General features: G+C 35.4%; 24 protein-coding genes. 9 read left to right on the top strand and 15 right to left on the bottom strand.

Annotation, left to right across the window (positions count from 1 at the left end):
- Positions 1-25 precede the first annotated feature (25 nt).
- A complete protein-coding gene (locus ACFSQJ_RS00630) occupies positions 26-1,294 on the top strand; it encodes a sterol desaturase family protein (protein ID WP_377764815.1) in 1,269 nt (422 codons plus the stop codon).
- On the opposite strand, the gene ACFSQJ_RS00635 is transcribed toward ACFSQJ_RS00630, so the two are convergent.
- From ACFSQJ_RS00635 to rsfS, 6 genes are read right to left on the bottom strand one after another with little or no spacing between them, the layout of a single operon-like run.
- Positions 1,291-1,557 carry an acyl-CoA-binding protein gene (locus ACFSQJ_RS00635; RefSeq protein WP_377764816.1) on the bottom strand — a complete coding sequence of 89 codons (267 nt, stop codon included), beginning with the start codon at positions 1,555-1,557 and terminating at the stop codon, positions 1,291-1,293. The genes ACFSQJ_RS00630 and ACFSQJ_RS00635 overlap by 4 nt on opposite strands.
- Positions 1,550-2,215 carry a phosphatidylserine decarboxylase family protein gene (locus ACFSQJ_RS00640; protein WP_377764817.1) on the bottom strand — a complete coding sequence of 222 codons (666 nt, stop codon included), beginning with the start codon at positions 2,213-2,215 and terminating at the stop codon, positions 1,550-1,552. Before ACFSQJ_RS00640 ends, ACFSQJ_RS00635 begins: the two co-directional genes overlap by 8 nt.
- Entirely contained in the window at positions 2,205-3,008 is an 804-nt protein-coding gene (locus ACFSQJ_RS00645) for a phosphatidate cytidylyltransferase (protein WP_377764818.1), read from the bottom strand. The genes ACFSQJ_RS00640 and ACFSQJ_RS00645 overlap by 11 nt, the downstream gene beginning before the upstream one ends.
- A gap of 3 nt (positions 3,009-3,011) precedes the next feature.
- A complete protein-coding gene (locus ACFSQJ_RS00650; protein ID WP_377764819.1) occupies positions 3,012-3,620 on the bottom strand; it encodes an LUD domain-containing protein in 609 nt (202 codons plus the stop codon).
- Positions 3,621-3,656: 36 nt separating this feature from the next.
- Complete coding sequence (gene ftsH / locus ACFSQJ_RS00655; protein ID WP_377764820.1) at positions 3,657-5,627, bottom strand: ATP-dependent zinc metalloprotease FtsH; 1,971 nt, start codon at positions 5,625-5,627, stop codon at positions 3,657-3,659.
- Between the two features lie 6 nt (positions 5,628-5,633).
- Positions 5,634-6,011, bottom strand: coding sequence for a ribosome silencing factor (gene rsfS, locus ACFSQJ_RS00660; RefSeq protein ID WP_377764821.1), 378 nt, complete (start codon positions 6,009-6,011; stop codon positions 5,634-5,636).
- 95 nt (positions 6,012-6,106) lie between these two features.
- Here rsfS and ACFSQJ_RS00665 point away from each other — a divergent pair, with 95 nt between their 5' ends.
- Entirely contained in the window at positions 6,107-6,826 is a 720-nt protein-coding gene (locus ACFSQJ_RS00665) for a biotin--[acetyl-CoA-carboxylase] ligase (RefSeq protein ID WP_377764822.1), read from the top strand.
- Here ACFSQJ_RS00665 and ACFSQJ_RS00670 read toward each other — a convergent pair.
- Positions 6,823-7,218, bottom strand: coding sequence for an SRPBCC family protein (locus ACFSQJ_RS00670; RefSeq protein WP_377764823.1), 396 nt, complete (start codon positions 7,216-7,218; stop codon positions 6,823-6,825). The genes ACFSQJ_RS00665 and ACFSQJ_RS00670 overlap by 4 nt on opposite strands.
- 4 nt (positions 7,219-7,222) lie before the next feature.
- Positions 7,223-7,864 (bottom strand): orotate phosphoribosyltransferase, encoded by a 642-nt coding sequence (pyrE, locus tag ACFSQJ_RS00675; protein WP_377764824.1) that lies wholly within the window; start codon positions 7,862-7,864, stop codon positions 7,223-7,225.
- Positions 7,865-7,871: 7 nt separating this feature from the next.
- On the opposite strand from pyrE, the gene ACFSQJ_RS00680 reads away from it, so the two are divergent.
- A complete protein-coding gene (locus tag ACFSQJ_RS00680; protein ID WP_377764825.1) occupies positions 7,872-8,468 on the top strand; it encodes an NUDIX hydrolase in 597 nt (198 codons plus the stop codon).
- Here ACFSQJ_RS00680 and ACFSQJ_RS00685 read toward each other — a convergent pair.
- The 5 genes from ACFSQJ_RS00685 to ACFSQJ_RS00705 all read right to left on the bottom strand — a co-directional run bounded on the left by ACFSQJ_RS00685 (position 8,457) and on the right by ACFSQJ_RS00705 (position 14,150).
- Positions 8,457-10,229 (bottom strand): M14 family metallopeptidase, encoded by a 1,773-nt coding sequence (locus tag ACFSQJ_RS00685; protein WP_377764826.1) that lies wholly within the window; start codon positions 10,227-10,229, stop codon positions 8,457-8,459. The two genes, ACFSQJ_RS00680 and ACFSQJ_RS00685, sit on opposite strands and share 12 nt — an antisense overlap.
- A 58-nt stretch (positions 10,230-10,287) precedes the next feature.
- A complete protein-coding gene (locus ACFSQJ_RS00690) occupies positions 10,288-10,701 on the bottom strand; it encodes a response regulator (RefSeq protein ID WP_377764827.1) in 414 nt (137 codons plus the stop codon).
- Positions 10,688-12,469, bottom strand: coding sequence for a PAS domain-containing sensor histidine kinase (locus tag ACFSQJ_RS00695; protein ID WP_377764828.1), 1,782 nt, complete (start codon positions 12,467-12,469; stop codon positions 10,688-10,690). Before ACFSQJ_RS00695 ends, ACFSQJ_RS00690 begins: the two co-directional genes overlap by 14 nt.
- Before the next feature lie 209 nt (positions 12,470-12,678).
- Positions 12,679-13,140, bottom strand: coding sequence for a pantetheine-phosphate adenylyltransferase (gene coaD, locus ACFSQJ_RS00700; RefSeq protein ID WP_377764829.1), 462 nt, complete (start codon positions 13,138-13,140; stop codon positions 12,679-12,681).
- A gap of 32 nt (positions 13,141-13,172) precedes the next feature.
- Positions 13,173-14,150: a D-alanine--D-alanine ligase gene (locus tag ACFSQJ_RS00705; protein WP_377764830.1), complete on the bottom strand. Its 978-nt coding sequence runs from the start codon at positions 14,148-14,150 to the stop codon at positions 13,173-13,175.
- 163 nt (positions 14,151-14,313) lie between these two features.
- On the opposite strand from ACFSQJ_RS00705, the gene ACFSQJ_RS00710 reads away from it, so the two are divergent.
- The 4 genes from ACFSQJ_RS00710 to ACFSQJ_RS00725 all read left to right on the top strand — a co-directional run bounded on the left by ACFSQJ_RS00710 (position 14,314) and on the right by ACFSQJ_RS00725 (position 17,196).
- Positions 14,314-14,901: a PASTA domain-containing protein gene (locus tag ACFSQJ_RS00710; RefSeq protein WP_377764831.1), complete on the top strand. Its 588-nt coding sequence runs from the start codon at positions 14,314-14,316 to the stop codon at positions 14,899-14,901.
- A 1-nt stretch (position 14,902) separates the two neighbouring features.
- Entirely contained in the window at positions 14,903-15,928 is a 1,026-nt protein-coding gene (locus tag ACFSQJ_RS00715) for an RluA family pseudouridine synthase (RefSeq protein WP_377764832.1), read from the top strand.
- 95 nt (positions 15,929-16,023) lie between these two features.
- On the top strand, positions 16,024-16,785 hold the full coding sequence (yaaA, locus tag ACFSQJ_RS00720) for a peroxide stress protein YaaA (protein WP_377764833.1): 762 nt from the start codon (positions 16,024-16,026) through the stop codon (positions 16,783-16,785).
- A 45-nt stretch (positions 16,786-16,830) separates the two neighbouring features.
- A complete protein-coding gene (locus tag ACFSQJ_RS00725; RefSeq protein ID WP_377764834.1) occupies positions 16,831-17,196 on the top strand; it encodes a hypothetical protein in 366 nt (121 codons plus the stop codon).
- A gap of 1 nt (position 17,197) precedes the next feature.
- On the opposite strand, the gene ACFSQJ_RS00730 is transcribed toward ACFSQJ_RS00725, so the two are convergent.
- Positions 17,198-17,326, bottom strand: a complete 129-nt coding sequence (locus ACFSQJ_RS00730) for a 30S ribosomal protein THX (RefSeq protein WP_377764835.1) — start codon at positions 17,324-17,326, stop codon at positions 17,198-17,200.
- A 74-nt stretch (positions 17,327-17,400) separates the two neighbouring features.
- Between ACFSQJ_RS00730 and ACFSQJ_RS00735 the strand changes: the two genes are divergently transcribed.
- Together ACFSQJ_RS00735 and ACFSQJ_RS00740 are read left to right on the top strand one after the other, a co-directional pair.
- On the top strand, positions 17,401-18,075 hold the full coding sequence (locus ACFSQJ_RS00735) for a uracil-DNA glycosylase family protein (RefSeq protein WP_377764836.1): 675 nt from the start codon (positions 17,401-17,403) through the stop codon (positions 18,073-18,075).
- Positions 18,076-18,207: 132 nt separating this feature from the next.
- A complete protein-coding gene (locus ACFSQJ_RS00740; RefSeq protein ID WP_377764874.1) occupies positions 18,208-20,754 on the top strand; it encodes a phosphoenolpyruvate carboxylase in 2,547 nt (848 codons plus the stop codon).
- Positions 20,755-20,789: 35 nt separating this feature from the next.
- Here ACFSQJ_RS00740 and ACFSQJ_RS00745 read toward each other — a convergent pair whose 3' ends face one another.
- Positions 20,790-21,617, bottom strand: a complete 828-nt coding sequence (locus ACFSQJ_RS00745; RefSeq protein ID WP_377764837.1) for an RluA family pseudouridine synthase — start codon at positions 21,615-21,617, stop codon at positions 20,790-20,792.
- Positions 21,618-21,633 lie beyond the last annotated feature (16 nt).

Consider the following 21,633-nt stretch of genomic DNA (forward strand, 5'->3'; position numbering starts at 1 on the left):
TAAGACTTATTTTTATCTTTATCTCATGGAGACCTATGCCAACGCCTTGCTTTATGCCATACCTTTTTTTACTGGTTTAGTGCTTGTTGAGGTGCTTTATGGTGCACTTGTTAAGAATCAAAAGCATAATGTGATGGATACTGTAAGCAGCCTAAGCTCTGGTTTGACCAACATTATAAAAGACTCTTTAGGCCTTGTTCTAGTTCTTGTAAGTTATCCTTTTTTAGCAGAAAATCTTGCGCTTTTTGACATAAATACCACTTGGTTGGTATGGTTGATAGCTTTTATAGCAATAGATTTTGCAGGATATTGGAATCATCGGTTAAGCCATCACATCAATATTTTTTGGAATCAACATGTAATTCATCATAGTAGCGAAGAATTTAATCTCGCTTGTGCCTTAAGACAATCAATTTCAAATCTCATTGGTTATTTTGCCTTACTCCTTATTCCTGCTGCGATACTTGGCATTCCTAATGAGGTGATAGCCATTTTGGCACCCATACATTTGTTTGCCCAATTTTGGTATCATACGCAGCATATCGGTAAAATGGGCTGGTTAGAATATGTTATTGTAACCCCTTCTCAACATAGGGTTCATCACGCCATCAATCCAGAATATATAGATAAAAATTTAGGACAAATTTTATGTGTTTGGGACAGACTGTTTGGTACTTTTCAAGAAGAACTTGAGAATGTACCTCCACAATATGGTGTGTTAAAACCGGCCGCAACATGGAATCCAATTCTAATTAACTTTCAACATTTTTGGCGATTGGTTAAAGACGCCTGGAGAACAAGAAGTACCTGGGATAAGGTTCGAATTTGGTTTATGCCCACTGGTTGGCGACCTACAGATGTTTCTGAAAAATATCCGGTATCGATAATTGAAGACGTTTATAATTTTAAAAGGTATAAACCCAAAAGTTCGAATTTGTTAAAAGGATATGCTATTTTTCAGCTATTGGCAAATACTTTTTTGTTATTGTTTATGCTCTATAATTACGCTGAAATCGACTTTAGGGAACTGTTGTTATTTAGTGCTTTTGTGTTTGTAGGCATCTTCGCATATACAAGCCTAATGGATAGAAAGCCTTATGCCTTTTGGGTAGAACTTTTAAGAGGCTTAAGTGGTTTTGCTGTTCTTTTTCGAAACGGTGATTGGTTTGGGTTAAATTCTTTTGTGAGCTTTGGTAGTAATTTTATGATGGTTTACTTTATCCTAAGCATAGGATGTAGTTTTTATTTTACTTTTATTGAAAAAGAAAGAACCGAACAAGCCTTAGTTATTTAGTAGTCTTTTTTTAGCGAAGTTTCCACCAGCTCTACATACTCTTTCATTGCTTGCTTGCGACTAATATTTTTTGCCTGAATTAGGGCATTTGCTTTGAAAGCGTTGATTAAAGGTGTTTTGCTTCCGGGGTTGTCAAAGTTTTTCTTCGCTATTTTGTAATAGGCATAGAGTTTAAGTAGCAAATCTGCGGGTATGGGCTTTGAGTAGTTGTTTACGAAAGCAACGGCCTCTTCAAACTTTATATGTGTCTTTTCACTACCCATCTTGACTTTTAAGTGTAGCAATGCACGTTTTTGCTCCTACTACTTTTTGATTTAAGTCTACTGTTATATCCGCATCTAATGGAAGAAATAAATCTACTCTTGAGCCAAACTTTATGAACCCGGCATCTTCACCTTGTGTAACTTGTTCTCCTTCTTCTGCATAATTTACTATTCTTCTGGCTAAAGCCCCGGCAATTTGTCGATAAAGAATTTCACCAAATTTAGGAGTATGTATCACTACAGTCGTGCGTTCATTTTCAGTACTTGATTTTGGGTGCCATGCTACGAGATATTTACCTGGATGGTATTTAGAAAAGGTGATTGTACCACTGGAAGCATATCTGGTAACATGTACATTCAGCGGAGACATAAAAATAGAAACCTGCTTTCTTTTTTCTTTAAAATACTCAGTTTCTTCTACTTCTTCAATCACAACGACTTTACCGTCTACAGGAGCTAAGATTTCATCAAAATTTGGCGTAACCAGACGTTTTGGGTTGCGAAAGAATTGTAGTATTAGAACAAGAACTATGAAAGCAGCCAATTGAAAAGCAATTCTTAACCAATCAATAGGAACAAAGAATTGTGCCGAAAGAATAATTCCTACAGTGATAAAAAATGTAACTAAAATTATCGTTTGTCCTTCTCTATGAAACATAAGAAAATAAGTTTAAGGTCAAATATGCGAACGGCGCTGCAAAAACTAAACTGTCCAATCTATCTAAAATTCCTCCATGACCCGGTAAAATGGCGCCACTATCTTTAACTCCTGCTATGCGTTTAAATTTAGACTCCAATAAATCTCCTAGTCCACCTGTTACAACAATTACTGTTGCTAAAATTAACCATTGATTTAGACTTAAAGTGGTTTCGTATTTGGCCAAAAAATAGGCCGCAATTAATGCAAAAATAAGACCACCAAGAGAGCCCTCCACCGTTTTTTTAGGTGAAATGGATGGGTATAGTTTAGTTCGCCCTAAAGTTTTACCCACTAGGTATGCAAAAGTATCACTTACCCAGATTAAAATAAAGATACCCATGATTAAAAATTGAGCAAACTTGTCGTCCTTATACGGAATCATGGTAAGGAATATGCACCCTCCGCCAATATAAAATAAACCAATAATAAATTTTTGAATGGTAGTAAAGGAGCGCTCTTTTTTTGAAAATAAGAATGTCAATAAAGCCAAATTAATGGTTATTGTGAAGAGCATTAGTAAAGTTATAAGTGCTTTGTCAGATACCAAATAGATATAGGCCCACCACAAACCGAGATAAGCTATAAAGATGTAATAGCCTCTTAAATGGGTAAGCCTTTTAAATTCATAAAGACAGGCTAGACCAAAGACCATAAATAGGAAGTCAAAAGCGTCTGAATTTAAAAAAACTGCTGAAAGTAATAAGATAACGTAGAGAACACCAGTAAGTGACCTTCTTAAAATTTCTTTCATTGATTAGTAATCTTCTAAAAGTAAAAGATATACATTTTTCGAGGCACTACCGTAAGAAAGAAAGTCATTTTTATTTTCTGCGGTCAATTGAAAGTGTTTTAGAGTGGTGATGTTATCAGGAATTTTCTTAGCGTATTTCTTTTTGATAATCTTTAAAGCCTCACTTATTGAATCTACTAATTGACTTGTGGTGGCAAACACAATAAGGTTCGATGGAAGCTCATTTAATTTCTTTTCCTCTATTTGATTAGAGCAAACTAATATAGAGCCGTTATGGGCAACCAAATGCTCACAAGTTGTAAAAAATACATCACTATCTTTTCGCTTATTGGTAAAAAGCATTTTTTCTTTTGAGAATCGCTTCTCTAGTCTTTCGTCGATACAATAGAAGAATTTATTTCTCCAATCATTTTCGGCAATAATATTTGACAATGCACCTTGAATCTCAGAAAAGTTTTCACAGTAAATGAACTTGCCTCCGTTCTTTTTAAAATAGATGGTGAACTTTTCATCAACCGGTATTTTAAGGTCGGGCATATGTTCTCCCCTGGTTTCCGTAGTTTCTTTAGAAACCTTTTTTCCTCCTCCAAAAAGTTTACCAAATAAACCCATTAGTCCGGTAGCAACGAATTAGTATCAACACTAAATTTATTCACTTTCTTCATCTGTGGTCGCTTTGACCTTTTCCTCTGCAAGGGCTTGCTTTTCAAAAGGTCTTTTTCCAAAGATTTTTTCTAAATCATCTTTAAAAATAACCTCTTTTTCTAAAAGCCGTTCAGCAAGTGTGGTTAATTTATCTTTGTTTTTATCCAATAAATCAATGGCACGTGCGTATTGTTCTTCTATAATTTTAGAGATTTCTTCATCAATTTTTTGAGCAGTTTCTTCACTATACGGTTTGGTGAACCCATATTCATTTTGCCCTGATGAATCATAATAGGTGATATTACCCAGCTCTTCATTAAGGCCATAAATGGTAACCATTGCCCGTGCTTGTTTGGTAACTTTTTCCAAATCGCTTAAAGCACCAGTAGAGATTTTATTGAACATTACCTTTTCTGCCGCACGGCCCCCCATGGTAGCACACATTTCGTCTAACATCTGGTCAGGTCTTACGATTAGGCGTTCTTCGGGCAAATACCAAGCTGCACCGAGAGATTGTCCTCTGGGTACTATAGTAACCTTTACCAATGGCGCTGCATGTTCTAACATCCAACTTACAGTGGCATGACCAGCTTCGTGAAAAGCAATGGTCTTTTTCTCTTCTTGGGTAATTATTTTATTCTTTTTCTCGAGCCCCCCAACAATTCTGTCAACTGCATCTAAAAAGTCTTGTTTGTTTACCGCTTTTTTCTCTTTTCTAGCAGCAATTAAAGCAGCTTCATTACAAACATTGGCAATATCAGCGCCTGAGAAACCAGGGGTTTGTTTTGCAAGAAAGTCTAAATCTAGCGTTTCTGCTGTTTTTATTGGGCGAAGATGTACCTCGAAAATCTCTTTACGCTCTCTAATGTCTGGTAAATCAACATAAATCTGACGGTCAAAACGCCCGGCACGCATTAAGGCCTTATCCAAAACATCTGCACGGTTGGTCGCTGCCAATACAATTACATTTGTGTTGGTTCCGAACCCATCCATTTCAGTTAATAACTGGTTCAGGGTGTTTTCGCGTTCATCATTAGAACCAGTAAAATTACTTTTCCCCCTTGCACGACCTATGGCATCAATCTCGTCAATAAATATAATTGCCGGAGATTTATCTTTTGCCTGTTTAAATAAATCTCGTACGCGTGAAGCTCCCACACCAACGAACATTTCAACAAAGTCAGAACCTGAAAGTGAGAAGAAAGGAACTTTAGCCTCACCGGCAACTGCTTTTGCCAATAATGTTTTTCCTGTTCCTGGAGGGCCTACTAAAAGGGCACCTTTAGGAATTTTTCCGCCAAGTGAAGTGTATTTATCCGGATTTTTTAAGAACTCAACGATTTCTTCAATCTCTTCTTTTGCACCTTCTAATCCTGCCACATCCTTAAAAGAAGTTCTAGTATCTGTTTTTTCATCAAAAAGCTTTGCTTTTGATTTTCCAATATTGAATATTTGACCTCCGGCACCACCGCCTGCACCACCTGACATTCTTCTCATCAGATAGATCCAAATACCTATAATTAAAATGAAAGGAAGTATAAAGGATAGAACATCGCCAAGATAATTTTGTTCCGTATCAAATTCTACGATTGTTTCTAAGCTATTCTCAGCTTTGATTTCATCAATCTCATTTTGAAAAATCTGTAAATCACCATATTCCAAAATATACTGGGGAACAATACCGGTATAAGGAATTAAGGGCTTCTCATTTACCTTAGCGTGAACTTTCTTTTGAAGCGCAGCTTCGGTCAAGAAAACCTTGGCCTGCCCCATATTTTTTATCACAATGATTTTTGCAATATCCCCGTTTCTAAGGTATTCTTGCAATTCAGAAGTGGTAGTTTTTTCTGTACTTGAAAAAGCACTGTTGCCTATTAATTGAAAACCAATTATCAGGGCCAGTACCACACCATAAATCCACCATGAACTAAAACGAGGTTTTTTCGGGGTATTTGAATTGTTGTCTTTTGCCATTTTTTTCTATTGATTATAGCTACTCTCTACAAGGGTTACTTTAGCGTCTCCCCAGAGGCCTTCAATGTCGTAGAAGTCCCTAATATGTTTTTGAAATACGTGTACAACCACATTTACGTAGTCCATTAAGACCCATTCAGCATTTTCAGAGCCTTCTACATGCCATGGTTTGTCTTTAATAGCCTTACTTACCGTCTTTTGTATTGAAGATACGATTGCGTTGACGTGTGTGTTAGATGTACCATTGCAAATAATAAAGTAGTCGCAAACTGTATTCTCTATCTCTCTTAGATCAAGAAGGTTAATATCTACCCCTTTGACTTCTTCTACACCATGTATGATTAAAGATATTAGTTCATCTGCGCTAGCCTTGTTTTTCTGCATTCAATAATTTTAGGTTTCTACAAAGTTATTGTTTTTTTGGTTTGTCGCACTGCGTTTTTAACATTACATTCAACATTAAGTTTTCTTGCGTACCTATGTCAATAATCAAACTTAATGCCACGGACTCTACCAATGTTTATTTAAAAGAATTGGCACTATCGCAGCAGCTTGATGATTTCACGGTAGTATCAACAGAATTACAACGCAAAGGTAGGGGGCAAATGGGGTCTGAATGGCTATCCGATAAGGGTAAAAACTTAACCGTCAGTATCTTAAAAAAGTTGAGTGCTTTTCATGTAGAAAATCAATTTGACCTAAACTGTATAGTATCTTTAAGTATATATGACGTTTTGCATGAATTGACAGTGCCGAATTTAAGTGTAAAATGGCCAAACGACATTCTGTCAGGAAATCAAAAAATATGTGGAATTTTAATTGAAAATGTTTTAAAAGGAAAGCTGATTCACCTGGCTATTTTAGGAATTGGTCTTAATGTAAACCAGACTGACTTTCAAAATGTAGAAAAAGCGAGTTCTCTTAAATTGCTGTTAGGTCAAAATTTGGATTTGGATGAGCTGCTAACCAAAGTTTTAGATAAGCTAAAATCTTACTTTTTAATTTCTAGAGAGGAGTTAAAAACACTTTACTTAAAAGTATTATTTAGAAAAGATAAACCTTCTACGTTTAAAGACCTTAGTAATAGAAGTTTTACAGGCATAATTAGAGGTGTTGACCCCTCTGGCAAATTACTGGTTGAGTTGGAAGGCGGCTTGTTAAAGCCGTTTGATTTAAAAGAGTTGAAGTTGCTGTATTAGCTGATTTTATCCATATTCGTGGACAAAGTCTCCATAAATTTTGTAATCGGACTTTTAATCATCATTGCCATCATAGCATTAAACTCCCCTTCAAAACTTAGGCTAACTTCACTTTCGTTTTCTGATAAGGCCTTAATATCGGCAGTTAGTGTAAAAGGCAATTTATCACTCGCAGCTCCAAGAACAACCTTTTCGTTTGGAAATTTTTCTTTTAATCTTAATACGATTTCGGGCATACCGCTTAATGCAAAACGAAACGTATTTTCATCTAAAACTTCGAATTTGTCAATGTTTTCGGGCATTAGAATTTCAAAATTTTTAATATCCACTAAAAAATCAAAAACTTCCTTATCACTTTTCTGAACGACTTTTTTATTTGCTTCTATATGCATTAAACTAGGGTTTCCACTGCGACGGATTTGTTTTCCATTGCATAAGGGTTTGTAAATTTTCTTCTTTTATATAATTCGTGTCCGAGGCTTGTTGAATTAAATGTTCATAATCACTAAGGGTATGCAGTGCTACCTCGGCATTTTTAAAATTATCGGATGCAACTTTAAAACCATAGGTAAAAATAGCCACCATTCCCTTTACATTCGCTCCAGCATCTTTTAAGGCGTTTACAGCATTAAGACTGCTTTTACCGGTACTTATCAGATCTTCTATTACAACAATATTCTGCCCAGATTCTAAATGACCTTCTACTTGGTTTTGCCTACCATGAGATTTTGGTTCTGGTCTTACATAAATAAAAGGTAAGCCCAAGGCTTCGGCAACTAAGATGCCAATACCGATGGCCCCTGTGGCAACCCCAGCGATCACATCAGGTTTTCCATAAAGGGTCTCTACTTGTTTTGCCATCTCTTCTCGAACAAAGTTTCTTATTTGAGGATAAGATAGTATAATTCGGTTGTCACAATAGATGGGAGACTGCCATCCGGAAGCCCACGTGAAAGGGCTTTCAGGTTTCAACTTTATTGCATTAATTTGCAGTAATAGTTCGGCCGTTTTCTTAGCGCTGTTCTTGTCTAAAATCATTGCGCAAATGTATAAAGTTTTTGTTAATGAATCTCCACTGATTTTAACAAATAAGAGGCCCGAGAATAACACAGGAAATGTTTTCTTAATGGAGGATGATGATATCAGTTATGCTATCACCGCTCTTTCTAAAAAAGTATTGGATGTTGCCTATATTTATGACCCTACCGAGGAAATAATAGAAAAATTCAGTATGAAGATACCTCTCGTAACTGCGGCAGGAGGAATGGTTCGAAACGAAAAAGGCAAAGTGCTTTTTATCTATAGAAATGATAAATGGGATTTACCTAAGGGTAAGCTGGAAAAAGGTGAGTCGATTGAAAAAGCGGCAATAAGGGAGGTAGAAGAAGAAACAGGAGTAAAAAATCTTGTGATCAAGAACTATTTAAAAACTACCTATCATATTTTTAAGAGAAATGGCGAGCACCGACTTAAGAAAGTAGTTTGGTTTGATATGACAACGACTTATTCAGGTAAATTGATTGCCCAAAAAAATGAGGGAATTACCAAAGTAAAATGGAAAGGATCAAAAAAAACGGCAAAGGCACTTAAAAATTCTTACCTGAATATCAAACTTCTTTTTGATGACGAGTTAATGCAATAAGATTTTTTCTGATTCGCTATTCTTTCGAATTCTATAGATGGGATATTGCATATGCGCTTCTTCGTAATACTTTGATTGTTTAAAAATCCAATCTAGTTGTGCATACCAATTTTTGGAAAATGTTTCATCTTCTTCCTTTTTTGCGTGAAAATCAGCTCGGAGTATTGAATCCTGTTCAAGTAATTTCAAAGCTTCATCTTCAAAAACATAAGGAGAAAAACCTTCTTTTTGTTGCAACACAGTATCGAAAAAATTCCAATTGAAAAATGAATCGGGTCCATTGGGCTCCAAGGTTTCTAAAAGATAGCGAACCCCTTCTTGATTCGTTGGAACCACAAAATCACCTTTGGTAAAAGCTGCTGTTTTTTTAGTGCTATTTACCTTGGTATTGTAGTGCAGGTAGTGCCCTTCATAAGGATTTTTTCTAGTGTCATAAGACTCAATTTTATAAGACTCGACCGATAAACTAGTATCTTTTTCAAGCTCAAAAAATCTTATGTTATTATCACTTAACCTATCAATAACTTTTTTCCATCCTTTTTTAAAGATATATGCAGCAGGAATTTCAACAGTATCCTGAGCGATAAAGTAGTTTTGATAAATTACTTTTTTAGTAAATGGTTTATCGCGATTGTATTTTAATCTAGGTAGACCCGTAACCGGGCTAATCAAAGTGTCCGCTTGATAACCTTTAAAATCTAGAGAACTATTTTGAATAGTATCTATCTGCCAGTTCAAGTGATACGTTTTGGTTTTGGCAAAATGCTCAAACTGCTCGATACGAAGGTTTTTGATGTTTTGTTTTTCATCATTAGCAATAGCGATTGCCGATACCATTAATTCATAAGTGCCTTTAACCCTTTGATTATAAGGTTTTAGCATATGTGTTTCTACCATTAAACCTAATGTATTCCATAAGGTTGTATAACCGGTTGAATATCTGGGGACATCTAAAAATTGCGAGAATCCGGTTTCTGGAGGTCTATTAAAAACGTTGACATAGGGTGTAATATCCCAATCTTTAGCCTTTAGATGATTTTCCAATTTGAGCTGAAACTCTTTGTTGAGATATTCCCCAAGTTTTCCGCCCAATTTGTTGTGCTGTGTAAAAAGATGGGTAAGCGTGTATTGGTAATCTGCGCCATTACTTACGTGATTGTCAATAAATACATCTGGTTTTATGAGATGAAATATTTCCGCAAAAGACTTTGCATTTTTAGTATCTGCCTTTATAAAATCCCTGTTCAAATCATAATTTTGGGCGTTTCCTCTAAAGCCATAAGAAATAGGCCCGTTTTGATTGGCTCTTGAGGTAGAGTTGCGATTTAACGCCCCACCAATATTGTAAATAGGAATTGTAGCAATTACTACGTCTTTTGGTGGTGTTATGGTTTCATTTGCCAAATCACGAAATAGAAGCATTGTAGCGTCTATACCGTCACTTTCACCAGGGTGAATGCCATTATTTATAAGTAAAAGGAGCTGTTCTTTTCGAATTTTTTCGAAATTGAAATTTCCTTCAGCATTAAAAGTGACTATATGCAAGGGGTAACCACTATCTGTATTTCCGATAGTTTGAATATTAACCTCAGGGAATTCTTTTGCTAAATTTCGATAGAACTCAATGGTTTGACTGTAGGTAGCGGTTTCTTTTCCTCCTGATTGCTCAAAAACTGTTTTGAAAGAAGCGTTTTGTTCTTCTAGGGTTGTTTCACAGGAAATAAATAGGAGCAATAAGAATAGAAAAAAGTAATTTTTCATTACTGTTTTAAGATTTGAAAAGGTTGAATTTCAAATCAAAAGTAAGTAAAACTTCTTTTTAAGAGGCCAAATCCATTTTGTGTAAATCATTTAATTCAATCTTATAAATGGGTTTGTTTACAAAATCAATGTGGTGATTTGTTTTGGCCCTAAAGCTTAACCATTTCTCTCTATCATTTGGGTCAATGGAAGAGGTTATAATATTGATAAGAATACGCTCTTTAATCTCCAGTCTTATGAATTCTTCTAGAAAGTCCCATCCATTTAAAATAGGCATATTAATATCTAGAAAAATCACCTCAGGTAGCACTTTATTTGAGGTAATGCGGGCCATGACTTCCTCTAGGCCCAATTGCCCATTATTAAATTCAAATACTTCGCTTTTAATACTAATTTTAGATAACATTTTTCTCATTCCAAAGCGCATGATTGGATCATCATCAATTACAAAAATAGTTTTAATATCCCTCATTTAAATATACTTTAAAAGTTGTTCCTTTATTTATTTCGCTACATGCTATTATACTTCCACCCATAGCTTCTATTTGATTTTTACTGATGTAAAGCCCAATACCTCTCGCATCTTTATTGTCGTGAAAGGTTTTATACATACCGAAGAGTTTATCTCCATTCTTATCTAAATTTATTCCAATTCCGTTGTCTTTAATACTGAGAACTACTTTGTTTTCATTTTTTTTCGCCGTAATGGTAATCTTTGGATTTCTATTTGGATGCTTGTACTTTACCGCATTGGTCAGCAAATTCAATATGATATTCTCAATATATGCCGGTATACCATGAACATTAAGGTTTTTAGGAATAGTGTTTTCATATTGTACTTTGTTCTTTTGGAATAGTGCAATAAGATTTTCATGAACTGAATCAAAAGACGCCCTTAGATTTATGCTTTCTCTGGTTACGTTGGTGTTGGTATTGATTTTAACTACTTCATTTAAATTATCTAGTGTGCCTAAAAGATTGTCAGATGCTTTTGATAGCATTTTTACAATTCTATCTTTTTCACTTTCGTCTTTTTCATTTGTCAAGAATTCTAAGAGCATTGAAAAATTAGCGGTGTGCGATCTTAAATTATGTGATACGATATGAGCGAAATTTACCAGCTTTTTGTTTTGTACCGAGGTTACATCTATTAAATGCCTTAACTCATGCTCTTTTTCTTTTAAGGTAGAAATATCCATACTAATACCTAAAAGGGCATAAGTCTGACCTCTAACATCTGTTAACGGAATCTTTGATACCAAAAGAGGCACTTCGGTGCCATCTTTTTTTCTTAACAACTCCTCTTTTGCTAGAATAGGAGTTTGATTTTTCATAATCTGCAAATCTTCCTCTCGCAGAATTTTGGCCATTTCCTCATCGTATAGGTCGAAGTTATTCTTGCCAAGTATTTCATTGGGATTACTAGCACCAAAAAAATCACATTCTGCTTTATTGACCAATATTTTTCGCGACTCTATATCCTTTATATAAACATTTAAAGGCAGGTTGTCAACTAGGGTATGTAGTAATTTTTCATTTTCCCTAACTTGAATTTCAGATTTTACTTGCTCGTCAATATCTTGAAAAGTACCTAAAAGCTTTACGATTTTTCCGTTTTTATAAAGCGGTTTGCCAGATGAAAGTACCCAACGTTCGTTCCCCTTTTGAGTCACTATTTGCAAGCGCTCTTGAAATTTATTGCCCGTTTCCATGGAATTATGGACTAGCATTGAGATTTTATTGCGACTATGCCCTAATTTGTAAAATTCTATCGCTGTATCTACATCAGGTTTATAGTCGTTGGGAACTTCATGAATTTTTTTTGTCATTTTTGACCAAGAAAGTTTATTGCTCTTCAAGTCGTATTCCCAAGTACCTACTTTTGAGATTTCTGATTTTGTTTCTAAGAGTGTTCTTAGTTTTTCTATTTGAAGCTCTCTTTCAAAAGTTTCGCTAATGTCTTTGGCGGTCACAATTATTCCCAATATCTTTTTCTCAATGCTACGATAGGGTTTAAATGTCCAAAGAATATGTTTGAGAATAGTCGTATCACTTACGGCACACCGATACGATATTTCTTTTCCGTTGATCAAACAGTTAGTGAGCAGGTCAAACCATTCGCCGTTATTAGCTTTAAAGCATTCCAGTTGGTCGTTGTTTTTTGTGTTTTCGTTTAAAAAAGAAAATAGAGTTTTCCAACCCTGTGAGGTACTTATAAAATTAAGGTCATTATCTAACAAAGCAGTGGCGTTTGGCAATTGCTTTATTAGATAGGCGTAACTAGTATCTAATGGGTTCGCTGTATGTGAAGTATAGGTGTTGATAAGCTGTTAATAAGTAATTTCTTACTAAATTATAGGTTCACTTAAACGCACCCTAGATTATGTTGTGAACTAGCTACATTTTGTGGTTTATGTAAGAAAAACCTTAAAAATTTAAAAAATATGGACTACTTATCAGTGGTTATTACTGTGTCTGGTACTAAAAGAGTGTAATCTCCACCATTTCTAATTACATCACGAACAATAGAAGAACTTATATATGATTTGCCCGAAGATGTTAATAAGAAGACAGTTTCTATTTCTGAGAGATGTCTGTTTGTATGGGCAATAGCTTTTTCAAATTCAAAATCCGCCGGATTACGGAGTCCTCTTAAAATAAAACCAGCATTGATTTCTTTACAGAAGTCTACCGTTAAACCTTTATAGGTAACTACTTTTATTTTAGGTTCATCTTTAAAGGCCTCTTCAATAAACTTTTTGCGCTCTTCTAATGAGAACATATATTTTTTATCGGCATTGATTCCAATAGCAATGTAGAGTTCATCAAAAACTGTAATTCCTCTCTTAATAATATCATAATGGCCAAGGGTAAGTGGGTCAAAAGATCCAGGAAAAATTGCTCGCTTCATCTTAAATGCTATTGTTTACTAAAATTACGTAATTATTTCTTCAGGGCTTCTTCTAGGGCACTTTCAAAAAGCTCAGGTAAATCGATACCATGAATATTGGCTTGTTGCGGTAAGATACTTTCTTCCGTTAGTCCTGGTGTGGTGTTAACCTCGATTAAATAAGGTTCATCACCGATAAAAATGAATTCGCTTCTAGAAAATCCTTTTAGTTTTAAAGTTTTGTAAATATACTGCGCTACTTCAGTAACGTTATTCTGTTGTTTTTGCGAAATTCTAGCAGGAGTAATCTCTTGAGATTTTCCTTCATATTTTGCTTCGTAGTCAAAAAAATCATTTTCACTCACGATTTCAGTAATCGGCAATACTGTTACCTCTCCCTTATAGGTAATTACACCAACGGAAACCTCAGTTCCGTCAAGAAAGGATTCAATAATAATTTCATCATCTTCATCAAAGGCTTTTTTTATGGCTTCTTCGAGTTCACTTTCTTCATATACTTTCGAAATACCAAAACTGCTTCCGGCCTTATTGGCCTTTACAAAACAGGGTAGGCCAACTTTTTCTACAATAGCGGTTGCATCCACGGCATCACCCAAATTTAAAAAATAAGATGTCGCACATTTAATACCATAGGGCTTTAGAACACTTAATAAATCTCGTTTGTTAAAGGTCAAGGCAGACTGGTACGTATCGCATGAGGTGTGGGGAATATTCAAAAGCTCAAAGTAAGCTTGCAAAATGCCATCTTCCCCAGGCGTACCATGCACCGCATTAAAAACTGCATGGAATTTTATTTTTTCATCATTTAATTGAATACTAAAATCATTTTTATTTACATGGTGTTCTATTTTATTCTCATCAAGATAATACCATGAATGTTTGGTAATATAGATAGGGTAAGAGTTATACTTTTTACTATTTAGATGTTTATGCACAACACTTCCACTTTTTATAGAGATATCATACTCACTTGAAAAGCCGCCCATTATAATGGCTACGTTTTTTTTCATTAATACACTTTATAACTCTTCTAATTGGAGGTCTGACAATGCCTTCAACCAGAATAATAAACATTCGATTTTTACAGTTCTATGATTTAGATTCAAATATCATAAGCCCAAAGTAAAGAAAAAAGAGGGGTTTCTTTTATATTTGTTCGGTTAACAGTTTTTCATGAAACATTTTTTTCAGTTTTTAAAGAGCAAAACTTTTTTAATTCAACTAGGGCTTGCAGTGGTTGTGCTGCTTTTGCTGGTTTTTTTAACCCTGCAGTGGTTGAAGAGTGAGACCAATCATGGAGAATTTGTTGAAGTGCCCGATTTTGCAAAAATGTCGGTTCAAGAAATGCGAAAAGCGGCTGAAGATGCCGGGCTCAGATACGAGGTTTTGGACTCTACAAATTACAATCCAGAATTCCCGAGGTTTTCTATTCTAGAACAAGACCCTGTTGCTGGAAGTAAGGTAAAGGATAATCGAAAAATATACTTTACCGTAAACCCATCAGGGTATAAGAAGGTCACTATTCCTGACATTATACAGGTTACTAAGAGAAATGCCACTTCACGTTTAAGAGCAGTTGGGTTAGACGTTCAAAGGGTGACTTATATTGACGAGCTTGGAAAAGATATGGTCTACCGAATGAAATACAAGGGAAAATATGTAAACCCAGGTGACAAACTTCCGAAAACCTCAAAGTTAGAATTGGTGTGCGGTAATGGCACCATAACCCAACAGGCGCGAATTCAAGCGGATTCTAATTAATATGTGCGCCGACCAAAATCTAGAAGAACCGCAAGAAGAGCTTTATGAGCATCATAAAATCAGCGCAGCAAAGGGTCAAGAACCTTTGCGTGTTGATAAGTTCCTGATGAATTTTATTGAAAATGCAACCAGAAATAAAATTCAAAAAGCGGCAAAAGATGGTAATATTTGGGTAAATAATCAGATTGTTAAGCAAAATTATAAGGTAAAGGCGGGTGATGAGGTTCGCGTTTTGTTTACACATCCACCTTATGAATTCTTACTTACTCCAGAAAATATTCCTTTAGATATTGTTTATGAAGATGAGGTACTTTTAGTGGTAAACAAGCCAGCAGGTATGGTAGTTCATCCTGGGCATGGCAACTATTCGGGAACTCTGATTAATGCCTTGGTCCACCATGTTGAAAATTTGCCCAATAACAGCTCGGAACGCCCCGGTTTGGTGCATCGAATCGATAAAGATACTTCAGGACTTCTAGTTGTAGCAAAAACAGAAGCTGCAATGACCTATCTATCTAAACAGTTTTTCGAAAAAACCAGTGAACGAGAATATATAGCCTTGGTTTGGGGTAATTTAGCGGATGATGAAGGTACAATAGAAGGTAATTTGGCCCGCCACCCTAAAAACAGGCTACAAATGGCTGTTTTTCCTGAGGGAGATGAAGGTAAAGAAGCGGTAACGCACTATAAAGTACTAGAGCGGTTAGGTTATGTCACTTTGGTTTCATGTAAATTAGAAACGGGCAGAACGCATCAGATTAGGGTTCATATGAAGTATATTGGTCATACCTTATTCAACGATGAGCGTTACGGAGGTGATAAAATTCTAAAAGGAACAACATTCACGAAATACAAACAGTTTGTGGAGAATGCTTTTAAAATTCTACCAAGACAAGCCTTACATGCAAAGACACTTGGCTTTAAACATCCTGTAACCGGAGAACCAATGCAATTCAATTCTGAAATTCCGGATGATATGCAGCAATGTATAGAGAAGTGGCGTAAGTATGCGCAACATGCCGAATAATATAAATTCTTTCAATCCTTACATAACGAAGTCCTGTTAAAGTGTATGCTCTATTACAGATTTTGGTTTTATTTTTGAATTAAAATGAAAAGGAAATGAAAATTGTTATTTCACCGGCAAAATCGCTAGATTTTGAAACGAAGCTGCCCACAGAAGAGTTTAGTACCCCCCAGTTTATTGAGCAGTCGACTAAACTCAATAAGGTTTTGGCCAAAAAGAAGCCTAAAGCCCTTTCAGAACTGATGTCTATTTCTGATAATTTAGCGCAATTGAATTGGGAGCGTAATCAAAAATTTTCAACTCCTTTTACTCCAAAAAATGCACGCCCCGCGGTTTTTGCCTTCAATGGTGATGTATACCAAGGTTTAGATGCCTATACTTTACCTAAAGAAAAACTGGCCGATCTTCAAGATACTTTAAGAATATTATCTGGTCTATATGGCATACTTAGACCGCTTGATTTGATGCAGCCTTATAGACTAGAAATGGGCACACAACTCAAAATTGGTCGTAAAAAGAACTTATACGAGTTCTGGAAAGAACAATTGACGGAACATTTGAATACCGAGTTAGAAGATAATGAGCTTTTTGTAAACCTTGCCAGTAACGAGTATTTTGGGGCTGTAGATGAGAAAAAACTAAAAGTACCCGTAATCACACCTATTTTTAAAGACTGGAAGAATGATAAGTTGAAAGTAATTAGCTTTTTTGCCAAAAAAGCCAGAGGTTCTATGGTACGTTATATTTTAGATACCGAGGCAAAAACCATAGAAGATATTAAGTCTTTTAATTATGATGACTACGAATTTAGTCAGGCCCATACACTAAAAGAGAACGAACCGGTTTTTATAAGATAGAATAAATTCTTTTTCTAAACGTTCTTTAGTTAAAGAGCAATTATCATGAAAAAGATACTTCTTTCGATAACCTTAACAGTTCTCTTAGCTTTTGCTTGCACTGATAGAGATGATGAATTGTTAGGGCCAAATATTCGTATCAATAATAAAAGTGGAGTAAATTTTACTAGTGTTCAGGTTAGGGTCGACACTTTGATTTTTGAAAACATTCCTTCGGAAGGTTTTTCGAATTACGTGCCTTTCGAAATTGCATATGCGGCAGATACTCTGGTAATTGAAACCGATTCAACGCAGTTTAATTTTACACCGCCAGATAGTATTATTGGCAACCCACTACCTTTAGGACTTTATACCTACGAACTCAGTTTTTCCGAAGAAGGTGAGGTTTTATTTAATTTTAGGGTAGATTAGTTTATTTCGCCCTTGGTGTTCCCAATTTTTCTTCAATAGTAGTGCTTTTCTTTATTTTACGTTTGCGTCTTGCACCGTAGGTTTTGTTTGCAATTTTGCCTCGTTTTGTTTTTACATCTCCCTTGCCCATAGTTCTTCTATTATTAGTTTGATTTAATATAAGAAAAAGTACGACTTTTACAAGGTTAGTTTCCTTTCATAATTATGTCTAACCTATTTAAGCACGAACATCCTTATCCACCTTTTTTGTTTAAAGGAGTTAAAAAATTGATTGTAGGTACGCTTCCACCGCCAAGATTTACCACCAGAGAACTAAAAGAACGAGATGTTGATTTCTGTTACGGTAGCCGTGATGGCCAACTGTGGCCCATATTAAACGAAATTTTTCAACTCAATCTAACTTTTGAAACTACAAAAGAAGCTGTTAAGGAAAGAAAAGAATTTTTAGTAAAAAATAAAATAGGCATCTGCGATATTGTAAATAGTGCTGAGCGCGAAAAGATTGATGCTTCCGATTTAGGAATGCAAAATGTGCAACTTCGAGACATTTTTGCTTACTTAGAAAAGTACCCTATTGTAAATAAACTACTATTTACCGGTGGTAATAGCAAGAATGGTCCAGAATATTTCTTCAGAAGGCTTTTAAAAGAACACCAGGTGAAGTTTAAAGTGGTTTCTAATGAAGTTCCAAGAATACATCAATTTACACATCCCATCACTAAAAAAATTATAAAAACCGTTTCATTGACAGCCCCTTCTGGAGCGGCAAATCGAGCCGTAGGAAGCTTACAGGCTTATAAAGATTTAAAAAACAAGAATCCTGATTTTAACACCTTCGATTTTAGGGTGCTGCAGTACCAAGAACATTTTCTACGATAACGTTTTCGCTTGTTAAGATTAGTCAACCTCTACTCTAAAAATGTGATTTGGCTTTAAATTAATAACAGATTTTAACATTTATAACGACCTTTGAGCTTACACCATTAATTAAATAGCGGAGCGATGAACCAAATGCAGCAGGCAAAAAGATTAGAAGAGTTTAAAAAATCGGTAACTAATAAGTTCAATATTTACAATAGTCTTTTTTTAAGCTTACCCTATCGGAATATCGAAAACGTTGGTATGCTGATACCATTGCTTTTTGATCATTGCGAAAAAGGACTAAAAGAAGGTAAGAAACCTCAAGAAATTCTTGATACTTTTTTCAATAGTTTCGTAGGCATAAAAGAGGAGCGGGAACGTCTTGATTTTATGTTCCGCATCATACAATATGTAGAACGCCAAGTTGTTCTTTATGACAGTGTTGAAGATTCGGCATTTCCAAAGCTGCAAGAGTATACCAACTCACTCTCAATAAAAGACTATTTCAGTTTAGTTGATAAAAATAAAAATTGGGACAAAATTGCAAAGAAACTCTCTACTTTTAGCGCTCGAATTGTTTTAACGGCGCATCCAACTCAATTTTATACTCCAGCGGTTCTAGATATCATTACAGAGCTTCGAACACTTATTGATAGCAATCAGATTAACGATATTGACGTTACATTGCAGCAATTAGGTCTTACATCTTTGGTGAATGCTAAAAAACCCACGCCATTAGATGAGGCAAAAAACATCATATATATTTTAAGAAACACCTATTACGATGCCATAGGTGAATTGTTCCAATATGTAAAAAGCAATATTCGCGTTGCTGATTTTGCCAACTATGATATTATGAAGCTTGGTTTCTGGCCGGGTGGAGATAGAGATGGAAACCCTTTTGTTACCGCCGAGATAACAAAACAAGTTGCAGATGAGTTACGTATCAATTTGATGAAGTGTTATTACAATGATTTGAAATCGCTTCGTAAAAAGTTAACTTTTAAGGGCTTGCAAGAAGATTTGAATAAGTTGAGCGATAGCCTTTACAAATCAATGTTTGATGCAAGGGCACTGGTAAGTTATGAAGCCATAATAAGCTCGTTGATTGAAATTAGCACAAAACTAAATGAAGACTACTATGGTCTTTATTTAGAAGATTTAAATAAACTAATAGACAAAGTCCATATTTTTAAAACGCATTTTGCAACCTTGGATATTCGCCAAGACCATAGCAAACATTTGCTAGTAGTAGAGACGATTCTTAAGAAAGCGGGGGCCATTAAAGAAAGTCTAGACGAACTTTCGAAGAAGGAATTGATCAATTGGTTGCTCAAAAAAGACTTACAACTTAACGCTAAAGATTTTAAAGAAGATATTGTAAAAGATACCATTACCAATATTCAACAGCTTAAGGAGATTCAGGCAAGAAACGGTCAAGAAGGTTGCAACCGCTACATTATTAGCAATTCTGAAGATATTTTTTCTGTTCTTTTTGTGTTTGGGTTATTTAGATGGACGGGCTGGGCAGAAGAAGATATTACCTTTGACATAGTTCCTCTTTTTGAGACAATGAAAGGTATGGATGCTGCAGAAGAAGTAATGCAAACGCTTTTTGACACTAAAGCCTACAGAAAGCATCTTGAGCGAAGACAAGAAGCACATACCATTATGCTTGGTTTTTCAGATGGTACAAAAGATGGCGGTTATTTAAAGGCAAATTGGTCTATTCTTAAAACAAAAGAAACCTTGAGCAAGGTTTGTAAAAAGAATGGTATTAAAGTGATGTTTTTTGATGGTAGGGGAGGACCACCGGCGCGCGGAGGTGGAAAAACACATCGTTTTTATGCCGCACAGACCAAAGATGTGGCCAATCATGAAATTCAATTGACCATTCAAGGGCAAACCATTACCAGTACCTATGGCACAAAAGAGCAGTTCATGCATAATTCAGAGCAGTTGTTGACCGCTGGCCTTAGCAACAACCTTTTTGGTAAAGAACATGCAATTTCTGCTTCTCAAAGAAAGCTAATCGAAGAATTATCAGAATTAAGTTTTGCGAAGTATGATGCCTTAAAACAGCACGATAAATTTATCCCCTATTTAGAACATCGTAGTACTTTAAAATACTATTCGAACGCCAATATAGGTAGTCGTCCCGGTAAGCGAGGAAATAAAAAACAGCTCGAACTATCAGATTTAAGGGCAATCTCTTTTGTAGGCTCATGGAGTCAGCTAAAGCAAAATGTGCCTGGCTATTTCGGATTGGGTACCGCTATTAAAGAACTGGCGGACCAAGGAAGATTAAAAGAGATAAAAACACTGTATAAAGAAGTACCATTTTTTAGGGCCTTAATGCTTAATAGTATGATGTCTTTGGCCAAAACAAATTTTGACTTAACCAATTACATGAAAGACGACCGTGAATTCGGAGCATTTTGGAATATTCTTCATGATGAGTGCCAGCTGTCAGAAAAAATGCTTTTACAAATTTCAGGACAAAAGATTTTAATGGAAAATGAAGCAGTTTCTAGAGAATCTGTGAAAATTCGAGAGAAGATTGTACTCCCCCTATTGGTGATACAACAAAATGCCCTATACCATATTACACAAAAATCGAAATTTGCTTCGCTTTATGAAAAGATAGTAACACGTTCTTTATATGGAAATATTAATGCGAGTAGAAATTCGGCTTAGATGAACAAAAAGGTCTTTAAGCAGCAAAATTAGGCCTATTCCATAGTCGTGCTAGGAAATATTTTGTTGAATTTTTTTGGAAGTTCAGCCTTCTGATTTACTTTTTCATTAGTAAAAGGATGTATAAATTCAAGGGCATCGGCATGAAGGTAAAGTCCTTTTCTCTTTAAAATTAGATTTTTGGTACTATAAGTTATATCACCTAATATAGGATTGCCAATGCTCCATAGGTGTTTGCGCAATTGATGTCGCCTTCCGGTCTTCGGGTTTAATTTTACCAAATTAAGTTTGCCAAATCGTTTAGAGGAAACAGAATCTAGCACGGTGAACCTTGATTCTGATGGTTTACCATCAATGGTTGAGGTGATTTCTCCTTGTGGGTTCATATCACCAATAGTAATGGCATAATAGGTTTTTTTAACTTTTTTGTTCTCAAATAGCGCATTGAGTATACGAATACTACTCCTTGTTTTTCCAATTAATAAAACACCAGTTGTAGCATAATCAAGCCGATGTACGGGTTGTGGTTTTACAGCGTCTATCGCCGTACTTTCTTTTAGATTTTGAGATAGGGCATTGGTAACGGTTTTAAAACTATTACCACTGACCAATATACCTGCAGGTTTATGTATTAAAGCCAAATAATCATCTTCAAACAATACTTTTAATTTAAAATCTAGCCTTTTCTTTGGTGTTTCTTCATTTGGAATGGATAGGGAAATACATTCTCCTCCCTTAATAAAGGTTGCACTAGTAGCAACAACATCGTTCACCTTGATAAATCCTTTTTTTAGAATTTTTTTTAAAGCAGATTTGGTAGAAATAGAAGTAAAGATATCAACACCATATTCTTGAAGCCGCATTGGGGCACTTAGTTTA

Origin of the sequence: Croceitalea marina, from assembly GCF_042684265.1 — a bacterium.
In the GTDB taxonomy this organism is placed as follows: domain Bacteria; phylum Bacteroidota; class Bacteroidia; order Flavobacteriales; family Flavobacteriaceae; genus Croceitalea; species Croceitalea marina.

Excerpts from the sequence above, each read along its gene's own strand:
- ACFSQJ_RS00630 (WP_377764815.1), top strand. The coding sequence starts at position 26 with ATGGAGACCTATGCCAACGCCTTGCTTTATGCCATACCTTTTTTTACT.
- ACFSQJ_RS00635 (WP_377764816.1), bottom strand. The coding sequence starts at position 1,557 with ATGGGTAGTGAAAAGACACATATAAAGTTTGAAGAGGCCGTTGCTTTC.
- ACFSQJ_RS00640 (WP_377764817.1), bottom strand. The coding sequence starts at position 2,215 with ATGTTTCATAGAGAAGGACAAACGATAATTTTAGTTACATTTTTTATC.
- ACFSQJ_RS00645 (WP_377764818.1), bottom strand. The coding sequence starts at position 3,008 with ATGAAAGAAATTTTAAGAAGGTCACTTACTGGTGTTCTCTACGTTATC.
- ACFSQJ_RS00650 (WP_377764819.1), bottom strand. The coding sequence starts at position 3,620 with ATGGGTTTATTTGGTAAACTTTTTGGAGGAGGAAAAAAGGTTTCTAAA.
- ftsH (WP_377764820.1), bottom strand. The coding sequence starts at position 5,627 with ATGGCAAAAGACAACAATTCAAATACCCCGAAAAAACCTCGTTTTAGT.
- rsfS (WP_377764821.1), bottom strand. The coding sequence starts at position 6,011 with ATGCAGAAAAACAAGGCTAGCGCAGATGAACTAATATCTTTAATCATA.
- ACFSQJ_RS00665 (WP_377764822.1), top strand. The coding sequence starts at position 6,107 with ATGTCAATAATCAAACTTAATGCCACGGACTCTACCAATGTTTATTTA.
- ACFSQJ_RS00670 (WP_377764823.1), bottom strand. The coding sequence starts at position 7,218 with ATGCATATAGAAGCAAATAAAAAAGTCGTTCAGAAAAGTGATAAGGAA.
- pyrE (WP_377764824.1), bottom strand. The coding sequence starts at position 7,864 with ATGATTTTAGACAAGAACAGCGCTAAGAAAACGGCCGAACTATTACTG.
- ACFSQJ_RS00680 (WP_377764825.1), top strand. The coding sequence starts at position 7,872 with ATGTATAAAGTTTTTGTTAATGAATCTCCACTGATTTTAACAAATAAG.
- ACFSQJ_RS00685 (WP_377764826.1), bottom strand. The coding sequence starts at position 10,229 with ATGAAAAATTACTTTTTTCTATTCTTATTGCTCCTATTTATTTCCTGT.
- ACFSQJ_RS00690 (WP_377764827.1), bottom strand. The coding sequence starts at position 10,701 with ATGAGGGATATTAAAACTATTTTTGTAATTGATGATGATCCAATCATG.
- coaD (WP_377764829.1), bottom strand. The coding sequence starts at position 13,140 with ATGAAGCGAGCAATTTTTCCTGGATCTTTTGACCCACTTACCCTTGGC.
- ACFSQJ_RS00705 (WP_377764830.1), bottom strand. The coding sequence starts at position 14,150 with ATGAAAAAAAACGTAGCCATTATAATGGGCGGCTTTTCAAGTGAGTAT.
- ACFSQJ_RS00710 (WP_377764831.1), top strand. The coding sequence starts at position 14,314 with ATGAAACATTTTTTTCAGTTTTTAAAGAGCAAAACTTTTTTAATTCAA.
- ACFSQJ_RS00715 (WP_377764832.1), top strand. The coding sequence starts at position 14,903 with ATGTGCGCCGACCAAAATCTAGAAGAACCGCAAGAAGAGCTTTATGAG.
- yaaA (WP_377764833.1), top strand. The coding sequence starts at position 16,024 with ATGAAAATTGTTATTTCACCGGCAAAATCGCTAGATTTTGAAACGAAG.
- ACFSQJ_RS00725 (WP_377764834.1), top strand. The coding sequence starts at position 16,831 with ATGAAAAAGATACTTCTTTCGATAACCTTAACAGTTCTCTTAGCTTTT.
- ACFSQJ_RS00730 (WP_377764835.1), bottom strand. The coding sequence starts at position 17,326 with ATGGGCAAGGGAGATGTAAAAACAAAACGAGGCAAAATTGCAAACAAA.
- ACFSQJ_RS00735 (WP_377764836.1), top strand. The coding sequence starts at position 17,401 with ATGTCTAACCTATTTAAGCACGAACATCCTTATCCACCTTTTTTGTTT.
- ACFSQJ_RS00740 (WP_377764874.1), top strand. The coding sequence starts at position 18,208 with ATGCAGCAGGCAAAAAGATTAGAAGAGTTTAAAAAATCGGTAACTAAT.
- ACFSQJ_RS00745 (WP_377764837.1), bottom strand. The coding sequence starts at position 21,617 with ATGCGGCTTCAAGAATATGGTGTTGATATCTTTACTTCTATTTCTACC.